The sequence below is a fragment of the Citrobacter braakii genome, from assembly GCF_009648935.1.
In the GTDB taxonomy this organism is placed as follows: Bacteria; Pseudomonadota; Gammaproteobacteria; order Enterobacterales; family Enterobacteriaceae; genus Citrobacter; species Citrobacter braakii.
On the sequence record NZ_CP045771.1, the window covers coordinates 1837247 to 1855410 of the forward strand.

At 53.0% G+C, this 18164-nt stretch carries 17 protein-coding genes and 1 tRNA gene; 13 read left to right on the top strand and 5 right to left on the bottom strand.

What is annotated here, in order from left to right; translation table 11 throughout:
* Positions 1-88: 88 nt before the first annotated feature.
* Positions 89-2962: an aminomethyl-transferring glycine dehydrogenase gene (gcvP, locus tag GFC06_RS08620; protein ID WP_047499316.1), complete on the top strand. Its 2874-nt coding sequence runs from the start codon at positions 89-91 to the stop codon at positions 2960-2962.
* 61 nt (positions 2963-3023) lie between these two features.
* The gene (locus GFC06_RS08625; protein WP_016154354.1) at positions 3024-3767 is read left to right on the top strand and encodes an SDR family oxidoreductase; all 744 of its coding nucleotides are present in this window, start codon (positions 3024-3026) and stop codon (positions 3765-3767) included.
* A gap of 94 nt (positions 3768-3861) precedes the next feature.
* Here the strand turns inward: GFC06_RS08625 and bglA are convergent, their stop codons facing one another.
* Together bglA and GFC06_RS08635 are read right to left on the bottom strand one after the other, a co-directional pair.
* Positions 3862-5295 carry a 6-phospho-beta-glucosidase BglA gene (gene bglA / locus GFC06_RS08630; protein WP_016154353.1) on the bottom strand — a complete coding sequence of 478 codons (1434 nt, stop codon included), beginning with the start codon at positions 5293-5295 and terminating at the stop codon, positions 3862-3864.
* A gap of 121 nt (positions 5296-5416) precedes the next feature.
* Complete coding sequence (locus GFC06_RS08635) at positions 5417-6145, bottom strand: MurR/RpiR family transcriptional regulator (RefSeq protein WP_003838265.1); 729 nt, start codon at positions 6143-6145, stop codon at positions 5417-5419.
* Between the two features lie 52 nt (positions 6146-6197).
* On the opposite strand from GFC06_RS08635, the gene yqfB reads away from it, so the two are divergent.
* Complete coding sequence (yqfB, locus tag GFC06_RS08640) at positions 6198-6509, top strand: N(4)-acetylcytidine aminohydrolase (RefSeq protein WP_016154352.1); 312 nt, start codon at positions 6198-6200, stop codon at positions 6507-6509.
* Between the two features lie 163 nt (positions 6510-6672).
* The gene (gene trhA / locus GFC06_RS08645) at positions 6673-7332 is read left to right on the top strand and encodes a PAQR family membrane homeostasis protein TrhA (protein WP_153690042.1); all 660 of its coding nucleotides are present in this window, start codon (positions 6673-6675) and stop codon (positions 7330-7332) included.
* Positions 7333-7411: 79 nt separating this feature from the next.
* Here trhA and ygfZ read toward each other — a convergent pair whose 3' ends face one another.
* Positions 7412-8392, bottom strand: coding sequence for a tRNA-modifying protein YgfZ (gene ygfZ / locus GFC06_RS08650; RefSeq protein WP_153690043.1), 981 nt, complete (start codon positions 8390-8392; stop codon positions 7412-7414).
* Between the two features lie 257 nt (positions 8393-8649).
* Between ygfZ and sdhE the strand changes: the two genes are divergently transcribed.
* Positions 8650-8916 carry an FAD assembly factor SdhE gene (sdhE, locus tag GFC06_RS08655; protein ID WP_016154349.1) on the top strand — a complete coding sequence of 89 codons (267 nt, stop codon included), beginning with the start codon at positions 8650-8652 and terminating at the stop codon, positions 8914-8916.
* A complete protein-coding gene (locus GFC06_RS08660) occupies positions 8897-9304 on the top strand; it encodes a protein YgfX (RefSeq protein WP_016154348.1) in 408 nt (135 codons plus the stop codon). The genes sdhE and GFC06_RS08660 overlap by 20 nt, the downstream gene beginning before the upstream one ends.
* A 100-nt stretch (positions 9305-9404) precedes the next feature.
* Here the strand turns inward: GFC06_RS08660 and fldB are convergent, their stop codons facing one another.
* Positions 9405-9926 carry a flavodoxin FldB gene (fldB, locus tag GFC06_RS08665; protein ID WP_016154347.1) on the bottom strand — a complete coding sequence of 174 codons (522 nt, stop codon included), beginning with the start codon at positions 9924-9926 and terminating at the stop codon, positions 9405-9407.
* Positions 9927-10039: 113 nt separating this feature from the next.
* On the opposite strand from fldB, the gene xerD reads away from it, so the two are divergent.
* The 5 genes from xerD to lysS all read left to right on the top strand — a co-directional run bounded on the left by xerD (position 10040) and on the right by lysS (position 16255).
* A complete protein-coding gene (xerD, locus tag GFC06_RS08670) occupies positions 10040-10936 on the top strand; it encodes a site-specific tyrosine recombinase XerD (protein ID WP_016154346.1) in 897 nt (298 codons plus the stop codon).
* 23 nt (positions 10937-10959) lie between these two features.
* The gene (gene dsbC, locus GFC06_RS08675; RefSeq protein ID WP_153690044.1) at positions 10960-11673 is read left to right on the top strand and encodes a bifunctional protein-disulfide isomerase/oxidoreductase DsbC; all 714 of its coding nucleotides are present in this window, start codon (positions 10960-10962) and stop codon (positions 11671-11673) included.
* A 5-nt stretch (positions 11674-11678) separates the two neighbouring features.
* The gene (recJ, locus tag GFC06_RS08680; RefSeq protein WP_016157413.1) at positions 11679-13412 is read left to right on the top strand and encodes a single-stranded-DNA-specific exonuclease RecJ; all 1734 of its coding nucleotides are present in this window, start codon (positions 11679-11681) and stop codon (positions 13410-13412) included.
* A 217-nt stretch (positions 13413-13629) separates the two neighbouring features.
* Positions 13630-14728 (top strand): peptide chain release factor 2 gene (prfB, locus tag GFC06_RS08685; RefSeq protein ID WP_100250065.1). Its coding sequence is split into 2 segments (ribosomal slippage): positions 13630-13704 and positions 13706-14728, totalling 1098 coding nucleotides; the frame shifts between segments, so codons are not numbered across the junction.
* 9 nt (positions 14729-14737) lie between these two features.
* Positions 14738-16255, top strand: a complete 1518-nt coding sequence (gene lysS / locus GFC06_RS08690) for a lysine--tRNA ligase (RefSeq protein WP_005123357.1) — start codon at positions 14738-14740, stop codon at positions 16253-16255.
* Between the two features lie 85 nt (positions 16256-16340).
* Here the strand turns inward: lysS and idi are convergent, their stop codons facing one another.
* Positions 16341-16889: an isopentenyl-diphosphate Delta-isomerase gene (gene idi / locus GFC06_RS08695; protein ID WP_049282175.1), complete on the bottom strand. Its 549-nt coding sequence runs from the start codon at positions 16887-16889 to the stop codon at positions 16341-16343.
* A gap of 166 nt (positions 16890-17055) precedes the next feature.
* Between idi and actS the strand changes: the two genes are divergently transcribed.
* A complete protein-coding gene (gene actS / locus GFC06_RS08700; RefSeq protein ID WP_046274955.1) occupies positions 17056-17814 on the top strand; it encodes an amidase activator ActS in 759 nt (252 codons plus the stop codon).
* 79 nt (positions 17815-17893) lie between these two features.
* Positions 17894-17967: transfer RNA gene (locus GFC06_RS08705), tRNA-Gly, on the top strand.
* Positions 17968-18164: the final 197 nt, after the last annotated feature.

The following is an 18164-nucleotide window of genomic DNA, read 5'->3' on the forward strand; positions in this document are numbered from 1 at the left end:
TCGCCGCCTTCCTGCAACGCGAATTTTTCGCGTATTCAGGTAAGTAGAGACACCTACGATTCACTGCACGTTTCAGGAACCATCGCCCATGACACAGACGTTAAGCCAGCTTGAAAATAGCGGCGCTTTCATTGAACGCCACATCGGACCGGACGCCGCGCAGCAGCAAGAGATGCTGAATGCGGTTGGCGCAGAGTCGTTAAACGCGCTGATCGGCCAGATTGTGCCGAAAGACATTCAGCTCGCAACCCCGCCACAGGTGGGCGAGGCGGCGACCGAATACGCTGCGCTGGCTGAATTAAAAGCCATCGCCGGGCGTAACAAGCGCTTCACGTCCTACATTGGCATGGGCTACACCGCCGTGCAGCTGCCACCGGTTATCCTGCGTAACATGCTGGAAAACCCGGGTTGGTACACCGCCTACACCCCGTATCAACCGGAAGTCTCCCAGGGCCGTCTGGAAGCACTGCTGAACTTCCAGCAGGTGACGCTGGACCTGACCGGCCTGGACATGGCTTCCGCTTCTCTGCTGGATGAAGCTACTGCTGCAGCTGAAGCCATGGCGATGGCCAAACGCGTCAGCAAACTGAAAAACGCCAACCGTTTCTTTGTGGCGGCTGATGTTCATCCGCAAACGCTGGACGTAGTGCGTACTCGTGCGCAAACTTTTGGTTTTGACGTCATTGTTGATGACGCGGCAAAAGCATTGGATCATCAGGATGTGTTCGGCGTGCTGTTGCAGCAGGTTGGCACCACCGGTGAAGTGCACGACTACAGCGCCCTGATGGCTGAGCTGAAATCCCGTAAAATAGTGGTCAGCGTCGCTGCCGACTTTATGGCGCTGGTACTGCTGACTGCACCGGGCAAACAGGGCGCGGATATCGTTTTCGGCTCTGCGCAACGCTTCGGCGTACCGATGGGCTACGGCGGCCCGCACGCGGCATTCTTTGCCGCTAAAGACGAATTCAAGCGCTCCATGCCAGGCCGTATTATCGGCGTCTCCAAAGATGCAGCGGGTAATACCGCCCTGCGCATGGCGATGCAGACTCGCGAACAGCATATCCGCCGCGAGAAAGCGAACTCCAACATTTGTACCTCGCAGGTTCTGCTGGCCAACATCGCCAGCCTGTATGCCGTTTATCATGGCCCGGTTGGCCTGAAACGCATCGCTAATCGCATCCATCGTCTGACCGATATTCTGGCAGCCGGTCTGCAACAGAAAGGATTGAAGCTGCGTCATGCGCACTACTTTGACACTTTGTGTGTTGAAGTGGCCGATAAGGCTGCGGTACTGGCACGTGCTGAAGCGGCAGAAATCAACCTGCGTAGCGATATCCATAACGCGGTAGGTATTACGCTCGATGAAACCACCACCCGTGAAAACGTGGTGCAGTTGTTCAATGTTCTGCTGGGAGACTGCCACGGTCTGAACATCGATACGCTGGACAAAGACGTGGCGCTCGACAGCCGTTCCATTCAGGACAGCATGCTGCGTGATGATGCGATCCTCAGCCATCCGGTGTTTAATCGCTATCACAGCGAAACCGAGATGATGCGTTACATGCACTCGCTGGAGCGCAAAGATCTGGCCCTGAACCAGGCAATGATCCCGCTGGGATCTTGCACCATGAAGCTGAACGCTGCCGCCGAGATGATCCCTATCACTTGGCCGGAATTCGCTGAACTGCATCCGTTCTGCCCGCCAGAGCAGGCAGAAGGTTATCACCAGATGATCGGCCAGCTTTCCGAATGGCTGGTAAAACTGACCGGTTATGACGCAGTCTGCATGCAGCCGAACTCCGGCGCGCAGGGCGAGTATGCGGGTCTGCTGGCGATTCGCCATTATCACGAAAGCCGTAACGAAGGCCATCGCGATATCTGTCTGATCCCGGCCTCTGCCCACGGTACCAACCCGGCCTCCGCACAGATGGCGGGTATGCAGGTAGTGGTTGTCGCCTGTGATAAGAACGGCAACATCGATCTTGGCGATCTGCGTGAAAAAGCGGCGCAGGCGGGTGAAAACCTCTCCTGCATCATGGTGACCTATCCCTCTACTCATGGCGTGTATGAAGAAACGATCCGTGAAGTGTGCGACGTTGTGCACCAGTTTGGCGGCCAGGTTTATCTTGATGGCGCGAACATGAATGCTCAGGTTGGGATCACCACACCGGGCTTTATCGGTGCCGATGTCTCACACCTTAACCTGCATAAAACATTCTGCATTCCGCACGGCGGCGGTGGCCCAGGTATGGGACCAATCGGTGTTAAATCGCATCTGGCGCCGTTCGTGCCGGGTCATAGCGTAGTACAGATTGAAGGGATGCTCACCCGTCAGGGCGCGGTTTCTGCGGCACCGTTCGGTAGCGCATCCATTCTGCCGATCAGCTGGATGTACATCCGTATGATGGGCGCAGAAGGTCTGAAGCAGGCAAGCCAGGTGGCGATCCTGAACGCTAACTACATTGCCAGCCGTCTGAAAGATGCCTATCCGGTGCTGTATACCGGTCGCGATGGTCGCGTGGCACATGAATGTATTCTCGACATTCGCCCACTGAAAGAAGAGACCGGCATCAGCGAACTGGATATTGCCAAGCGTCTGATCGATTACGGTTTCCATGCGCCGACCATGTCGTTCCCGGTAGCGGGTACGCTGATGGTGGAACCGACTGAATCGGAAAGCAAAGTGGAACTGGATCGCTTTATCAATGCGATGCTGGCAATCCGCGCAGAGATCGATCGCGTGAAAGCCGGTGAATGGTCGCTTACAGATAACCCGCTGGTTAACTCCCCGCACACGCAAAATGAGCTGGTCGCGGAGTGGAATCACGGTTACAGCCGCGAAATCGCCGTCTTCCCGGCGGGCGTAGCGAACAAATACTGGCCGACCGTGAAACGCCTTGATGACGTTTACGGTGACCGTAACCTGTTCTGCTCCTGCGTGCCGCTGAGCGATTATCAGTAATTGACTGATTCAGCTATCTTTTAAAGGCGCTTCGGCGCCTTTATTTTTGGGGAGAATAGTGATGGCTATAGCACTGGTTACGGGGGGCAGTCGCGGTATTGGTCGGGCAACCGCGCTGCAGTTAGCGCTAGAGGGTTACACGGTCGCCGTTAACTTTCATCACAATATTCGTGCGGCAACGGAGGTGGTGAACAATATCGCCGCTGCGGGAGGAAAGGCGTTTGCTCTGCGGGCAGATATCAGCGATGAAAGCCAGGTCGGGGCGATGTTTGAGTCCATTGACCGCGAGGGCGAGCCGCTGACTGCTCTGGTGAACAATGCCGGGATTTTGTTTGAACAGAGCACGGTGGAAAGTCTAACCGCTGAGCGTATTAATCGCGTCCTGGCGACGAATGTTACCGGCTATTTTCTGTGTTGTCGGGAAGCGGTAAAGCGCATGTCGTTTAAGCACGGCGGTCAGGGCGGGGCGATTGTGAATGTCTCTTCGGCGGCGTCACGGCTTGGCGCCCCGTTCGAATACGTTGATTATGCAGCCTCAAAAGGTGCGGTGGACACGCTCACCACCGGCCTCGCGCTGGAGGTTGCGGCGCAGGGGATACGCGTGAACTGCGTGCGACCCGGTCTTATCTACACGGAAATGCATGCGTCAGGCGGTGAGCCGGGAAGGGTCGATCGCGTGAAATCCATGTTGCCTATGCAGCGCGGCGGACAGCCGGAAGAGGTCGCGCAGGCGATTACCTGGCTGCTGAGTGAGAAGGCGTCTTACGTCACGGGCAGTTTTTTGGAGCTGGCCGGCGGGAAGTAATGCGTTGCTTGCCGGATGGCGGCGTAAATGTCTGCTCTGGTCTACAGGTACAGTTCCCGTAAACCCGATAAGCGCAGCGCCATCCGGCAAAAAATTACAGATTCTCGCCGTTGCTGGCAATCACTGCTTTATACCACTCAAAACTTTTCTTACGCGAACGCGACATATCGCCGGTGCCGTCGTCGTGTTTGTTCACGTAGATAAAACCGTAGCGTTTGCTGTACTGGCCGGTGGTGAACGAGACGCAGTCGATGCAGCCCCACGGCGTGTAGCCCATCAGATCTACGCCGTCATACGTTACCGCTTTCATCATCTCTTCGACGTGGGCGCGCAGATAGTCGATGCGGTAGTCATCGTGGATGCTGCCGTCTTCTTCCACTTTGTCGTAAGCGCCAAATCCGTTTTCAACGATAAACAATGGCTTCTGATAACGCTCGTACAGTTCGCATAAGGCGTAACGCAGGCCAACCGGATCAATCTGCCAGCCCCAGTCGGATGCTTTGACGTGCGGGTTCGGCACGCTGCCCTCAAAACCGGAAATAGCATCGCCGCTACCACCTTCCGCTTTTACCGCGTTGGTCATGTAGTAACTAAATCCGAGATAGTCGCAGGTGCCTTCACGCAGGATTTGTTCATCGCCAGCTTCCATTCGAATATTGAATTCGCGGCGCTCCCACTCGTTCAGTACATAAGATGGATAGTAGCCGCGCAGTTGAACGTCGGTGAATACATAGCGTTCACGCATCGATTCCTGCGCGAACATCACATCTTCAGGCTTACAGGAGTACGGGTATAGCGGGACCATTGCCAGCATGCAGCCGACTTTCATTTCAGGGTTGATGCGACGTGCGGCTTTCACCGCCAGAGCGCTGGCCACAAACTGGTGGTGCAGCACCTGGTACATAGTCTCTTCCGGGTTTTCATGCTCGGTATACACCACGCCGGAGCAGCAATAGCCAAACAGCGGTGCACGCCAGTTACGCTGGTTGTTGATCTCGTTGAAGGTCATCCAGTATTTGACCTTGTGCTTGTAGCGCTCAAAGACCACTTCAGCAAAACGGACAAAGAAATCGACGACTTTACGATTGGTCCAGCTACCGTACTGTTGAACCAGGTGTAGCGGCATTTCGAAGTGGGAAAGGGTGATGACCGGTTCGATATTGTACTTCAGCAGTTCATCAAACATGTCGTCGTAGAATTTTAGCCCTTCTTCGTTTGGCTGGGTTTCGTCCCCTTTGGGGAAGATACGGGTCCAGGCAATTGACGTACGGAAGCATTTGAAGCCCATCTCGGCAAACAGCTTAATGTCTTCTTTGTAATGACCGTAAAAATCGACGGCTTCGTGGTTGGGGTAGTACTTACCTGGCACGACGTCCTGAGTGATTTCTCGCGGAACGCCGTGTGCCCCCCCGGTCAGTACGTCGCAAATGCTGGGCCCTTTGCCACCTTTATTCCAGCCGCCTTCAACCTGATGCGCCGCAACCGCGCCGCCCCATAAAAAATCGTTTGGTAAGGTAAGTTTTTTCATCTGCGCTCAGTCTCAAATTAATACAATCTGATTTTGAGTCTAACAAAGGAAAGATAAATGTCACGATATAACAAAATAGCGTTAATGTGATTTGTTACATCAAAAAAACATATTGTTTTTTTTACGCTATTCTTTTCGCCAGCTTGCGACCGAGTGATTCCAGAATATAAATAACGGGGATCTGCGTGGTTATATCGTATACCCCGGCAATGCGTGTCTGTGGAACGTGCCAGGAGAGATTAAAGTCGGCAAGTTTCGCGAGGCGCGAATGTTCATGGCTGGTGACCGACAGAACCTTACAGTTATGCAGACTGAACTGGCTGGCAAAGCGTAGGATCTCTTCGGTTTCTCCAGAAACGGAAAGCACGATCGCCAGCGCGTTTCTGGCCATATCATTAGTTACCGGGAAATAAGGGTCATCGATGTGGTTACTGAATTTTCCGACGTTTGAGAAAAAACGTGCGCCATATTTTGCCAGGGCTCCGGATGTTCCCGCCCCGACGAATATAATACGCTCGGAAGATAATATAATATCAACAGCCTGATCGAGTAGTTTGTCGAACTCGTCGTTATTAACGCCTTTAAAGAAGCTGATAATTTCGCTGGCACCGAAATTAGCCTGTTGCGGTTCATTCTGCTCTAAATATAATTTGAAGCGTACGCGAAATTCTGAGTAACCTTCACACTTAAGCTTGCGGCAAAAGCGCAGTACGGTGGTGGTGGAAACGCCCACGGCATCAGCCAGTTCGCGAATGGTCATGTACATGACTTTGTCACGGTTTTTGATGACATAGTTGTAGACCAGCATCTCAAGATTGTTGAGACTGGCGATGGCAGCGTGGGAGAACATACTCACAATGGCAAAACTCACTCATCAGACTTCATCTACAGGGAATAATAACATGCAGCCAAATGACATCACTTTTTTTCAGCGTTTCCAGGATGACATTCTGGCCGGACGCAAAACCATTACGATTCGTGACGAGTCCGAATCACACTTCAAAGCCGGTGACATTCTACGGGTTGGGCGCTTCGAAGATGAGGGGTACTTCTGCACGATTGAGGTTGTTGGCACCTCAACCGTCACGCTGGATACGCTGACGGAGAAACATGCTCGCCAGGAAAATATGACGCTAGAAGAACTTAAACACGTGATTGCCGAGATTTACCCGGATCAAACACAATTTTATGTGATTGATTTTAAATGCCTTTGATTTTAAAGGTACGCCTGTTAGCTGAATATTAAAATATAATATCATGATTTTTATGGATTATTATTTAGTTGGCAAATATTTTAGCTAACAGGTGTTCACTGGAACCATTCTCAGTTACGCTAGAGGAGCAATCACGATAGTGTTCGTTTCTCGGGAGTAAAATATGGTTCAGAAGCCATTAATTGCGCAGGGATATTCGCTGGCAGAGGAAATAGCCAATAGCATCAGTCACGGTATCGGGCTGGTGTTTGGGATTGTCGGACTGGTATTGTTGCTGGTTCAGGCAGTGGATACCAACGCCAGCGCCGTGGCGATAACCAGCTATAGCCTGTATGGCGGCAGCATGATCCTGCTGTTCCTCGCCTCAACTTTATATCACGCGATCCCCCATCAAAGAGCAAAAGTCTGGCTGAAAAAGTTCGACCACTGCGCGATTTATCTGCTGATTGCCGGGACCTACACGCCATTTCTGCTGGTGGGGCTGGATTCGCCGCTGGCACGTGGACTGATGATTGTTATCTGGAGCCTGGCGCTGCTCGGTATTTTATTCAAACTGACCATTGCGCACCGGTTTAAGGTTCTGTCGCTGGTAACCTACCTGGCGATGGGCTGGCTATCGCTGATTGTGGTGTATCAACTGGCGGTTAAGCTGGCGGTGGGGGGGGTGACGTTGCTGGCAGTTGGTGGTGTGGTGTATTCGCTGGGCGTTATTTTCTACGTCTGTAAGCGCATTCCATACAACCACGCGATCTGGCACGGCTTTGTGCTGGGTGGCAGCGTTTGCCATTTCCTGGCGATCTACCTGTACGTGGGGCAGGCGTAATTATTATTACCCAGCGGTGCTGTGCTTACCGGGTCTTTAAAACTCGTGACCCGGTAAGATAAAGTCACCACCCGGCGATTTACTCTTCCAGCGAATACGGCAGCGGTACGATATGCAGCGTTTTCGCGTCGTCACGAACGCGGAACACGCTGTCGGCTTCCATGTCGTTATTCATCACAACCTGCACCAGTACCTGTCCATCCGCCAGTTGCACCGCGGCGAGTACGGTGCCGGTACGACGCCAGTTCTCGCCCATTTTCAGCTCCAGGTCTTCACCTGCTTCCGGTACCCGACTGGCCGCACCTGCCAGCGTCCACATGGCACGTTTGTTGGCTCCGCGGAATTTTGCGCGAGCAACCATTTCCTGACCGGTATAACAGCCTTTTTTAAAGCTGATCCCGCCCAGAGCCTGCAGATTGGTGGCTTGCGGAATAAACTGTGCGCTGTTGGTAGTATCAATCACCGGAATACCTGCTTCGATATCCAGCGCCAGCCATTGTTGGCTGTTATTTAACTCCGCTTCACCGCGCAGCTTCTCTACCAGGGTTTCCGCCGTTGCAATATCAACGATCAGCAGGAAACGCTCAGCGGGATGTTCGAACCACAATATGGTGGAAGAACCCTCAGTAATGACCTGCTTATCGCTGTTTGGTAATTCGCTAAAGAGATTGGCCAGCGCAGCACGCGCCTGGAATCCCGCGACGCCCAGCAGTACGCGCTCGTCGTCCGGGGCAATCGCCACTTTCGAGAAGACTGCATATTTTTTCAGTTCGGTGAGCTGCGCATCGCGCAGATTACGGCGCTCAAGCCATGCAAAACCGTCACCCTGGCGGAACAGACGCAGGTTGCTCCACATTTTACCTTTGGCGTCACAATGTGCTGCCAACACGTGCTGATGCTCAGTCATCTGGCTGACATCCGCTGTGACCTGACCCTGAATATACTTCTCACTGTCGACACCGGTGATGGTGGCGAGCGCCCATTCATCGAGCGTCATTAGCGTCAGAGGCAAGCGCGTTGACGCGAAAGGCTGGCGAGGAGGAAAAGATATAAAAGCCATAATTAATGTCCTGATTTGCTTAACGCAGTGATAATGACTAATGGTAAAAGAGCTATGGCCCATTGCAAGCGGTTTAAACAGGCTATTTGTGCCATATATTAAGCTTTGCGAGGAGACATCCAAAAATGCTGAATCCTTTGACTTAATGTGGTTTTATTTAGCGAGCACGCTTCCGTTTACTGATATTCCCGTAAATATGAGGGAAAAACACGTTACAATAGCGGGATACTTCGTTTTCGCGAGACAGGAAGAAGAACATGGATATTAACAACAAAGCACGTATTCATTGGGCATGCCGTCGCGGTATGCGTGAGCTGGACATCTCGATCATGCCGTTTTTCGAACATGAATATGACAGCTTAAGTGATGAAGAAAAACGTATCTTTATCCGTCTGCTAGAATGTGATGATCCAGACTTATTTAACTGGTTGATGAATCATGGGAAACCGGCTGATGCTCAGCTAGAGCAGATGGTGCGACTTATCCAGACACGGAATCGGGAACGTGGTCCAGTGGCAATCTGATTTACGCGTTTCATGGCGCGCGCAATGGCTTTCGCTGCTCATTCATGGGCTGGTGGCGGTATTTATATTATTGATGCCCTGGCCATTGAGCTACACCCCATTATGGCTGGTTCTGCTCTCTCTGGTGGTGTTCGATAGCGTCCGTAGCCAGCGCCGAATCAATGCCTGTCAGGGCGAGATTCGGCTGTTGATGGACGGTCGTCTGCGCTGGCAAGGGCAAGAGTGGACTATTGCTAGCGCACCCTGGATGGTCAAAACAGGCATGATGCTGCGTTTACGTTCCGATGCCGGAAAACGTCAGCATTTGTGGCTGGCGGCAGACAGTATGGATGACGCGGAGTGGCGGGATTTGCGGCGGTTAATACTGCAACAGGCGAAGCAGGGATAATGCTGATGAATGCCTGATGGCGTGCAGCGTTAAGGTCTACGGTTCGGTGCGACATGTAGGCCGGATATGGCGTTTACGCCTACATCCGGCAAAATGGTTATCAGGACCAGTGTTCGGCCATTTCACCAAGGATTTGCTCGCACCAGGCCTGAATGCGTTCATCGCTGAGATCGTACTGGTTTGTTTCATCCAGTGCCAGGCCAACAAACAGCTGTCCATCGGCAATGACGGGCTTATCGCTGGTAAATTCATACCCTTCGGTTGGCCAGTAACCAACAAATTTTACGCCTTTGGTGACCAGTTTATCGTGCAGCATACCCAGCGCATCCAGGAACCATTCACCGTATCCCAACTGATCGCCCATACCGTAAAGCGCAACAATTTTGCCTTCCAGGTTGAGGTCGTCCAGTTGCTCCCAGACCGCTTCCCAGTCCTCTTGGATTTCACCGAAATCCCAGGTTGGGATGCCTAAAATGAGCACGTCATACTGCTCCATTAAGGTCGGGGAATCATCTTTGAGGTTGTGCAGTGTCACCAGTTCGGGACCCAGGATATCGCGGATTTTTTCTGCTGCCATTTCGGTATAGCAGGTGCTGGAACCGTAAAAAAGACCCATGTTCATGACGTAAACATCTCAATTCTGCTGTAGCGTTGCGGGTAGTGTAACAGAATCGCCGCATTCTCGGCACAATGAGGCATAATGCATCAAAAATGAGAGTGAAATAAGGGGCGCGAGTGGAACAGGATCTGGCGCGCATCGAGCAGTTTCTTGATGCCCTGTGGCTGGAACGAAATCTGGCGGAAAACACGCTAAGTGCGTATCGTCGCGATCTGACCATGCTTGTTGAATGGCTACATCACCGCGGCGCCTCGCTTGCGACCGCGCAGAGTGATGACCTGCAAGCATTGCTGGCTGAGCGGATGGATGGGGGATATAAAGCCACCAGTTCCGCACGCTTGCTCAGTGCAATGCGGCGTTTTTTTCAGCATCTGTACCGTGAAAAATATCGCGAAGATGACCCCAGCGCCTCGCTTGCATCACCTAAACTTCCGCAGCGTCTGCCCAAAGATCTCAGCGAAGCACAGGTCGAACGACTTCTGCAGGCGCCGCTGATAGAACAACCGCTGGAACTTCGCGACAAAGCCATGCTGGAAGTATTGTATGCCACAGGCCTGCGCGTGTCTGAACTGGTGGGGCTGACGATGAGTGACGTCAGCCTGCGTCAGGGCGTGGTTCGGGTGATCGGTAAAGGTAATAAAGAGCGCCTTGTCCCGTTAGGTGAGGAGGCGGTGTACTGGCTGGAAACGTACCTGGAGCATGGGCGTCCGTGGTTGCTCAACGGTGTATCAATAGATGTGCTGTTTCCCAGCCAGCGGGCGCAACAGATGACTCGTCAAACCTTCTGGCATCGTATCAAACACTATGCTGTGTTGGCTGGAATCGACAGCGAAAAGCTGTCCCCGCACGTCCTGCGGCATGCGTTTGCCACGCATCTGCTCAATCATGGCGCTGACCTGCGCGTGGTGCAGATGCTACTGGGGCATAGCGACCTCTCGACAACGCAGATTTATACTCATGTCGCAACGGAGCGCTTGCGGCAACTACATCAACAGCATCACCCGCGAGCGTGAGTGCTGACAGGAAAGGATAGGTTATGAAAAAACGTTTTATGATGTTCACCCTGCTGGCGACGGCGTTTTCTGGCATGGTACATGCAGACGATGCGGCGATTCGCCAGTCATTAGCGAAGCTGGGTGTTCAGAGTACCGAGATTCAGTCTGCTCCGGTTGCGGGCATGAAAACTGTACTGACCAATAGCGGCGTGTTGTACGTTACCGAAGACGGTAAACATATTATTCAGGGACCGATGTATGACGTGAGCGGTGCAAGCCCGGTAAACGTCACCAACCAACTGCTGATGAAGCATTTGAACGCGCTGGAAAACGAGATGATCGTCTACAAAGCGCCGCAGGAAAAACACGTCATTACCGTTTTCACCGACATCACCTGTGGCTACTGCCACAAGCTGCATGAAGAGATGAAAGACTACAATGCGTTAGGGATTACCGTACGCTATCTGGCCTTCCCTCGTCAGGGACTGGAAAGCCAGGCCGAGCAGGATATGAAATCTATCTGGTGTGCGAAGGACAAAAACAAAGCCTTTGACGACGCCATGGCTGGCAAAGATGTGAAGCCTGCGACCTGTAATGTGGACATCGCTAACCACTACGCGCTGGGCGTACAGTTTGGCGTCAGCGGTACGCCGGCGATTGTGCTGAGCAATGGCTTTGTAGTGCCTGGCTATCAGGGCCCGAAAGAGATGAAAGAATTCCTCGACGCCCATGCAAAACAAACCAGCGGTAAATAATTCGCGTGAAACAACAGATACAACTTCGTCGGCGTGAAGCCGACGAGACCGCCGAGCTACCTGCCGACTTGCCGCCATTGCTGCGCCGTTTATACGCCAGCCGTGGCGTGCGCAGCGCGCAGGAGCTTGAGCGTAGTGTGAAAGGCATGCTGCCGTGGCAGCATTTGAACGGTGTCGAAAAAGCGGTTGAAATCCTCTATAACGCTTTTCGCGAAGGAACCCGAATCATCGTGGTCGGCGATTTTGACGCCGATGGCGCGACCAGCACCGCGCTCAGCATTCTGGCGATGCGCGCGTTGGGCTGCAGTAACGTGGACTACCTGGTGCCTAATCGTTTTGAAGACGGTTATGGCTTAAGCCCGGAAGTCGTTGATCAGGCCCATGCCCGGGGCGCTCAGCTGATTGTCACCGTCGACAACGGCATCTCGTCCCACGCGGGTGTTGAACATGCCAGAACGCTGGGGATCCCGGTCGTTGTGACCGATCACCATCTGCCAGGGGACACGCTGCCGGGTGCTGAAGCGATCATCAATCCTAACCTGCACGATTGTGAATTCCCGTCTAAATCGCTTGCTGGCGTTGGCGTGGCCTTCTATCTGATGCTGGCGCTGCGCACCTTCCTGCGTGACAAAGGCTGGTTTGATGAACGAGGAATTGCGCCGCCGAACCTGGCGGATTTGCTCGATCTGGTTGCGCTTGGCACGGTGGCCGACGTGGTCCCGCTGGATGCCAATAACCGCATTCTGACGTGGCAAGGCTTAAGCCGTATTCGTGCCGGAAAGTGCCGCCCTGGTATAAAAGCGCTGCTGGAGATTTCCAATCGCGACCCACTCAAATTGGCTGCCAGTGATTTAGGTTTTGCTCTCGGACCACGGCTGAATGCAGCGGGGCGTCTGGACGATATGTCCGTTGGCGTGGCGCTGTTGCTGTGCGACAACATTGGTGAAGCACGCGTGCTGGCCAATGAGCTGGACGCACTCAACCAGACGCGTAAAGAGATCGAGCAGGGTATGCAGGCGGAAGCGCTGACTCTGTGTGAAAAGCTGGAACGCAGTAGCGATACGCTACCAGGCGGTCTGGCGATGTACCATCCCGAGTGGCATCAAGGAGTGGTGGGGATTCTGGCATCGCGTATTAAAGAGCGCTTTCACCGTCCGGTAATTGCGTTTGCCCCGGCCGGTGACGGTACGCTGAAAGGCTCCGGGCGCTCGATTCAGGGGCTACACATGCGCGATGCGCTGGAGCGCCTGGACACTCTTCATCCAGGTATGATCCTCAAGTTTGGCGGTCACGCTATGGCGGCGGGTTTGTCGCTGGAAGAGGCGCAGTTTGAGCGTTTCCAGCAGCGTTTCGGCGAACTGGTAACCGAGTGGCTGGACCCCGCCTTACTGCAGGGCGAAGTGGTGTCTGACGGTGCTCTGAGCGCGGCGGAGATGACCATGGAGGTCGCGCAAATGCTGCGTGATGCCGGACCGTGGGGACAAATGTTCCCGGAACCACTGTTTGACGGGCATTTCCGTCTGCTCCAGCAGCGTCTGGTCGGTGAGCGTCATCTGAAGGTGATGGTGGAGCCCGTCGGTGGTGGACCGTTGCTGGACGGTATTGCGTTTAACGTTGATACCACCTGCTGGCCGGATAACGGTGTTCGCGAAGTTCAGCTTGCCTACAAACTGGATATTAATGAGTTTCGCGGCAACCGCAGCCTGCAGATTATAATCGATAATATCTGGCCACTTTAGCGTCACTTTACACAAAATCATTCAAGCTGCATCGAGGCGGCAAGTGGATGAGTCTCCATAAGCGTACGAGCAGTACGTGACTGGGGCGAAATCGCGCAGCCAACAAAGAGGCAGCTTGAAGGATGATGTGTATATTCGCTATAAAAAAGGGTGTGGATTAGTTACAATCCCGCTCTTATAACCGCATTTTGACTAGTCCAATAAAAGAAATCAGACAATGTTTGAAATTAATCCGGTAAATAACCGCATTCAGGACCTCACGGAGCGCTCTAACGTTCTTAGGGGGTATCTTTGACTATGATGCCAAGAAAGAGCGTCTGGAAGAAGTAAACGCCGAGCTGGAACAGCCGGACGTATGGAACGAACCCGAACGCGCGCAGGCGCTGGGTAAAGAGCGTTCCTCCCTTGAGGCCATCGTTGATACGCTTGATCAGATGAGCCAGGGCCTGGAAGATGTCTCCGGCCTGCTGGAACTGGCTGTAGAAGCCGACGACGAAGAAACCTTTAACGAAGCCGTAGCAGAACTTGATACGCTGGAAGATAAGCTGGCCCAGCTGGAATTCCGTCGTATGTTCTCCGGTGAATATGATAGCGCAGATTGCTATCTCGATATTCAGGCTGGCTCAGGCGGTACGGAAGCACAGGACTGGGCAAGCATGCTGATGCGTATGTACCTGCGTTGGGCTGAAGCGCGTGGCTTTAAGACTGAAATTATTGAAGAATCTGAAGGTGAAGTGGCGGGTATTAAATCCGTGACCATCAGAATTGCTGGCGAATATGCTTACGGTTGGCTGCGTACTGAAACCGGTGTACATCGCCTGGTGCGTAAAAGCCCGTTCGACTCCGGCGGTCGTCGCCATACGTCGTTCAGTTCAGCGTTTGTCTACCCGGAAGTTGACGATGATATTGATATCGATATCAACCCGGCGGACCTGCGTATTGACGTTTATCGCGCTTCTGGTGCGGGCGGTCAGCACGTTAACCGTACCGAATCTGCGGTGCGTATCACCCACATCCCGACCGGGATTGTGACGCAGTGTCAGAACGACCGTTCCCAGCACAAGAACAAAGACCAGGCCATGAAGCAGATGAAAGCGAAGCTTTATGAACTGGAAATGCAGAAGAAGAATGCCGAGAAACAGGCGATGGAAGATACTAAATCAGATATCGGCTGGGGTAGCCAGATTCGTTCTTATGTCCTTGATGACTCCCGCATTAAAGATCTGCGTACCGGGGTTGAAACCCGCAACACGCAGGCGGTGCTGGATGGCAGCCTGGATCAATTTATCGAAGCAAGTTTGAAAGCAGGGTTATGAGGAACCAACATGTCTGAACAACACGTACAGGGCGCTGACGCGGTAGCCGACCTTAACAATGAACTGAAAACGCGCCGTGAGAAGCTGGCGAGCCTGCGCGAGCAGGGGATCCCCTTCCCGAACGATTTCCGTCGCGATCATACCTCAGACCAACTGCATGCTGACTTCGACGCAAAAGAAAACGAAGAGCTGGAAGCGCTGAACATTGAGGTTTCCGTTGCTGGCCGTATGATGACCCGCCGTATTATGGGTAAAGCATCATTCGTTACGCTGCAGGATGTTGGCGGCCGCATTCAGCTGTACGTTGCTCGCGACGATCTGCCGGAAGGCGTCTACAACGAGCAGTTCAAAAAATGGGATCTGGGCGATATCCTCGGCGCGAAAGGTAAGTTGTTCAAGACCAAGACCGGTGAGCTGTCCATCCACTGTACCGAGCTACGTCTGCTGACGAAAGCGTTGCGCCCATTGCCGGATAAATTCCACGGTCTGCAGGATCAGGAAGCGCGCTATCGTCAACGCTACCTGGACCTCATCTCTAACGATGAATCCCGCAATACCTTTAAAGTGCGTTCACAGATTATGGCGGGTATCCGCCAGTTCATGGTTGGTCGTGGCTTTATGGAAGTAGAAACCCCGATGATGCAGGTGATCCCTGGTGGGGCAGCAGCGCGTCCGTTTATCACCCATCATAACGCGCTGGATCTGGACATGTACCTGCGTATCGCGCCGGAACTGTACCTCAAGCGCTTGGTGGTTGGCGGCTTCGAACGCGTATTCGAAATTAACCGTAACTTCCGTAACGAAGGCATCTCTGTTCGCCATAATCCAGAGTTCACCATGATGGAACTCTACATGGCTTATGCGGACTACAAAGATCTGATCGAACTGACCGAATCACTGTTCCGTACGCTTGCGCAGAACGTTCTGGGAACGACTGAAGTGCCTTACGGCGAAGAAGTCTTTGACTTTGGTAAGCCGTTCGAAAAACTGACGATGCGCGAAGCGATTCAGAAATACCGTCCGGAAACCAACATGGCCGATCTGGATAACTTCGATTCTGCAAAAGCGATTGCGGAATCTATCGGCATCAAAGTTGAGAAGAGCTGGGGTCTGGGCCGTATCGTGACCGAAATCTTTGAAGAAGTTGCAGAAGCGCACCTGATTCAACCGACCTTCATTACCGAGTACCCGGCAGAAGTTTCTCCGCTGGCGCGTCGTAATGATGAAAATCCGGAAATCACCGATCGCTTCGAATTCTTCATTGGCGGACGTGAAATCGGTAACGGCTTCAGCGAGCTGAACGATGCAGAAGATCAGGCGCAGCGTTTCCAGGATCAGGTTAATGCCAAAGATGCAGGTGACGACGAAGCGATGTTCTACGACGAAGACTATGTTACCGCTCTGGAACACGGTCTGCCGCCGACTGCGGGCCTGGGCATTGGTATCGACCGTATGGTTATGCTGTTCACAAACAGCCATACTATCCGCGACGTAATCCTGTTCCCGGCAATGCGCCCGGTTAAGTAAGATGTGAAATGCCGGATGGCGGCTGATGCCTTATCAGGCCTACAATGCGTTATGTAGGCCTGATGGGCGTAGCCCCGTCAGGCAATCAATTCCCGTTGGCAAACTTGCGCAGTAACTCTCGCGCCTTAACGTCTGAAACCTGCATTACCATCCACGGGCTAAAAGCCCACGGCGTCGCGTCAATCCCGCTTAAAACATCCTCAAGATTGCTCCACTGGGAATCCATCACTTCATCTGGGTTTAGCTGTAGCTCACTGACGATATGTGCGGCATAAACCGGGCATACTTCGTTTTCCACTATTCCACTCGGATCCGTGGCGCAATAACGAAAATCAGCATACACGGGGCTGAGCGAGTCGATGTCTGCACCCAGCTCGAAGCTAGCCCGGCGGATAATAGCGGCTTCGGTGCTTTCACCCAATTGCGGGTGACCGCAGACAGAGTTGGTCCAGACGCCTGGCCAGGCTTTTTTGTGCAGCGAACGGCGGGTGACCAGCAGTTGACCCTGCTCGTTAAATATCCAGCATGAGAAAGCAGAGTGCAGGGGGGTTGTGGCGGTATGCGCCGCATACTTTTCCAGTGTTCCACAGGGCTGGCCCTGCTCATTCAATAAAATGACATGTTCCTGTCGCATAGCGTCCACCATCAATCTTAAGCATTCACATTATATGCTTTATTAAGTCAGAATGATTAACAGAGGGTGTGAAATGCCAGAGTCGACGCTTCGTTGCGCGATATGATTTGGCATCCGGTTTCTGGCTGCTATGATAAAGCGTCTGAAAATGTTGCGAGGTATTGTTTTGAGTGCAGGACGCCTGAAGAAAAATGGCCTGAGTATCGCGATGCTGCTGTGTGTCGGTCTGCTGTTAGCTGGCTGTTCCGGGAGCAAGTCGTCTGATACAGGAAGTTATTCCGGCTCCGTGTATACCGTGAAGCGGGGAGATACGCTATACCGTATTTCGCGCGCCACCGGGACCAGCGTAAAAGAGCTTGCACGCCTGAATAATATTTCACCGCCCTATACCATTGAAGTGGGGCAAAAGCTGAAGGTCAGCGGCGGCGCGAAAACCAGTTCAGGCTCTGGCAAAACAACGACGAAATCCTCAACCAAAACGGCGGCGGTCAGACCATCTTCGTCCGTACCGCAGTCCTCCTGGCCACCGGTCGGACAGCGTTGCTGGCAGTGGCCTGCCAGCGGTAAAGTGATTCTGCCTTATTCAACCGCGGACGGCGGCAATAAAGGCATTGATATCTCAGCTGCGCGCGGTACGCCGATTTATGCCGCCGGAGCCGGAAAGGTGGTTTATGTCGGTAATCAGCTGCGGGGTTACGGTAATCTCATTATGATTAAGCACAGTGAGGACTACATCACTGCGTATGCGCATAATGACACCATGTTGGTGAACAACGGTCAAAACGTGAAAGCCGGGCAGAAGATCGCGACGATGGGCAGCTCGGATGCGACCACGGTGCGGCTGCATTTCCAGATCCGCTATCGGGCGACGGCTATCGATCCGCTGCGTTATTTGCCACCAAAGGGCAGTAAGCCAAAATGCTGACGGTGAATTAATCGCCAGTTAGTCAGTTAGTCCCTTGCCAAGAAGAGCGTAAGGTTTATAATCCCTTACGCACTCCAATGCGGGCGTAGTTCAATGGTAGAACGAGAGCTTCCCAAGCTCTATACGAGGGTTCGATTCCCTTCGCCCGCTCCACGACTTACTTCTCACTGACTCTCCTGATTCAATTATCCTTCGTAATCTCAATGTGTTTCTTTGTTTAACGGTCAGACAGACTCAATGCACGACTATGCAGGCTAAAGCGATTGTGGGAGACGATAGCCCCCCTGGCGGGAGATACCTCATATGAAACTAACTATCCACAGGGGCCAAAGAGAAATCTTTGACGTTCT

Coding starts and splice junctions, on each gene's coding strand:
- idi (WP_049282175.1), bottom strand. CDS start 16,889: ATGCGACAGGAACATGTCATTTTATTGAATGAGCAGGGCCAGCCCTGT.
- bglA (WP_016154353.1), bottom strand. CDS start 5,295: ATGAAAAAACTTACCTTACCAAACGATTTTTTATGGGGCGGCGCGGTT.
- lysS (WP_005123357.1), top strand. CDS start 14,738: ATGTCTGAACAACACGTACAGGGCGCTGACGCGGTAGCCGACCTTAAC.
- yqfB (WP_016154352.1), top strand. CDS start 6,198: ATGCAGCCAAATGACATCACTTTTTTTCAGCGTTTCCAGGATGACATT.
- gcvP (WP_047499316.1), top strand. CDS start 89: ATGACACAGACGTTAAGCCAGCTTGAAAATAGCGGCGCTTTCATTGAA.
- trhA (WP_153690042.1), top strand. CDS start 6,673: ATGGTTCAGAAGCCATTAATTGCGCAGGGATATTCGCTGGCAGAGGAA.
- GFC06_RS08635 (WP_003838265.1), bottom strand. CDS start 6,145: ATGTTCTCCCACGCTGCCATCGCCAGTCTCAACAATCTTGAGATGCTG.
- dsbC (WP_153690044.1), top strand. CDS start 10,960: ATGAAAAAACGTTTTATGATGTTCACCCTGCTGGCGACGGCGTTTTCT.
- sdhE (WP_016154349.1), top strand. CDS start 8,650: ATGGATATTAACAACAAAGCACGTATTCATTGGGCATGCCGTCGCGGT.
- GFC06_RS08625 (WP_016154354.1), top strand. CDS start 3,024: ATGGCTATAGCACTGGTTACGGGGGGCAGTCGCGGTATTGGTCGGGCA.
- ygfZ (WP_153690043.1), bottom strand. CDS start 8,392: ATGGCTTTTATATCTTTTCCTCCTCGCCAGCCTTTCGCGTCAACGCGC.
- fldB (WP_016154347.1), bottom strand. CDS start 9,926: ATGAACATGGGTCTTTTTTACGGTTCCAGCACCTGCTATACCGAAATG.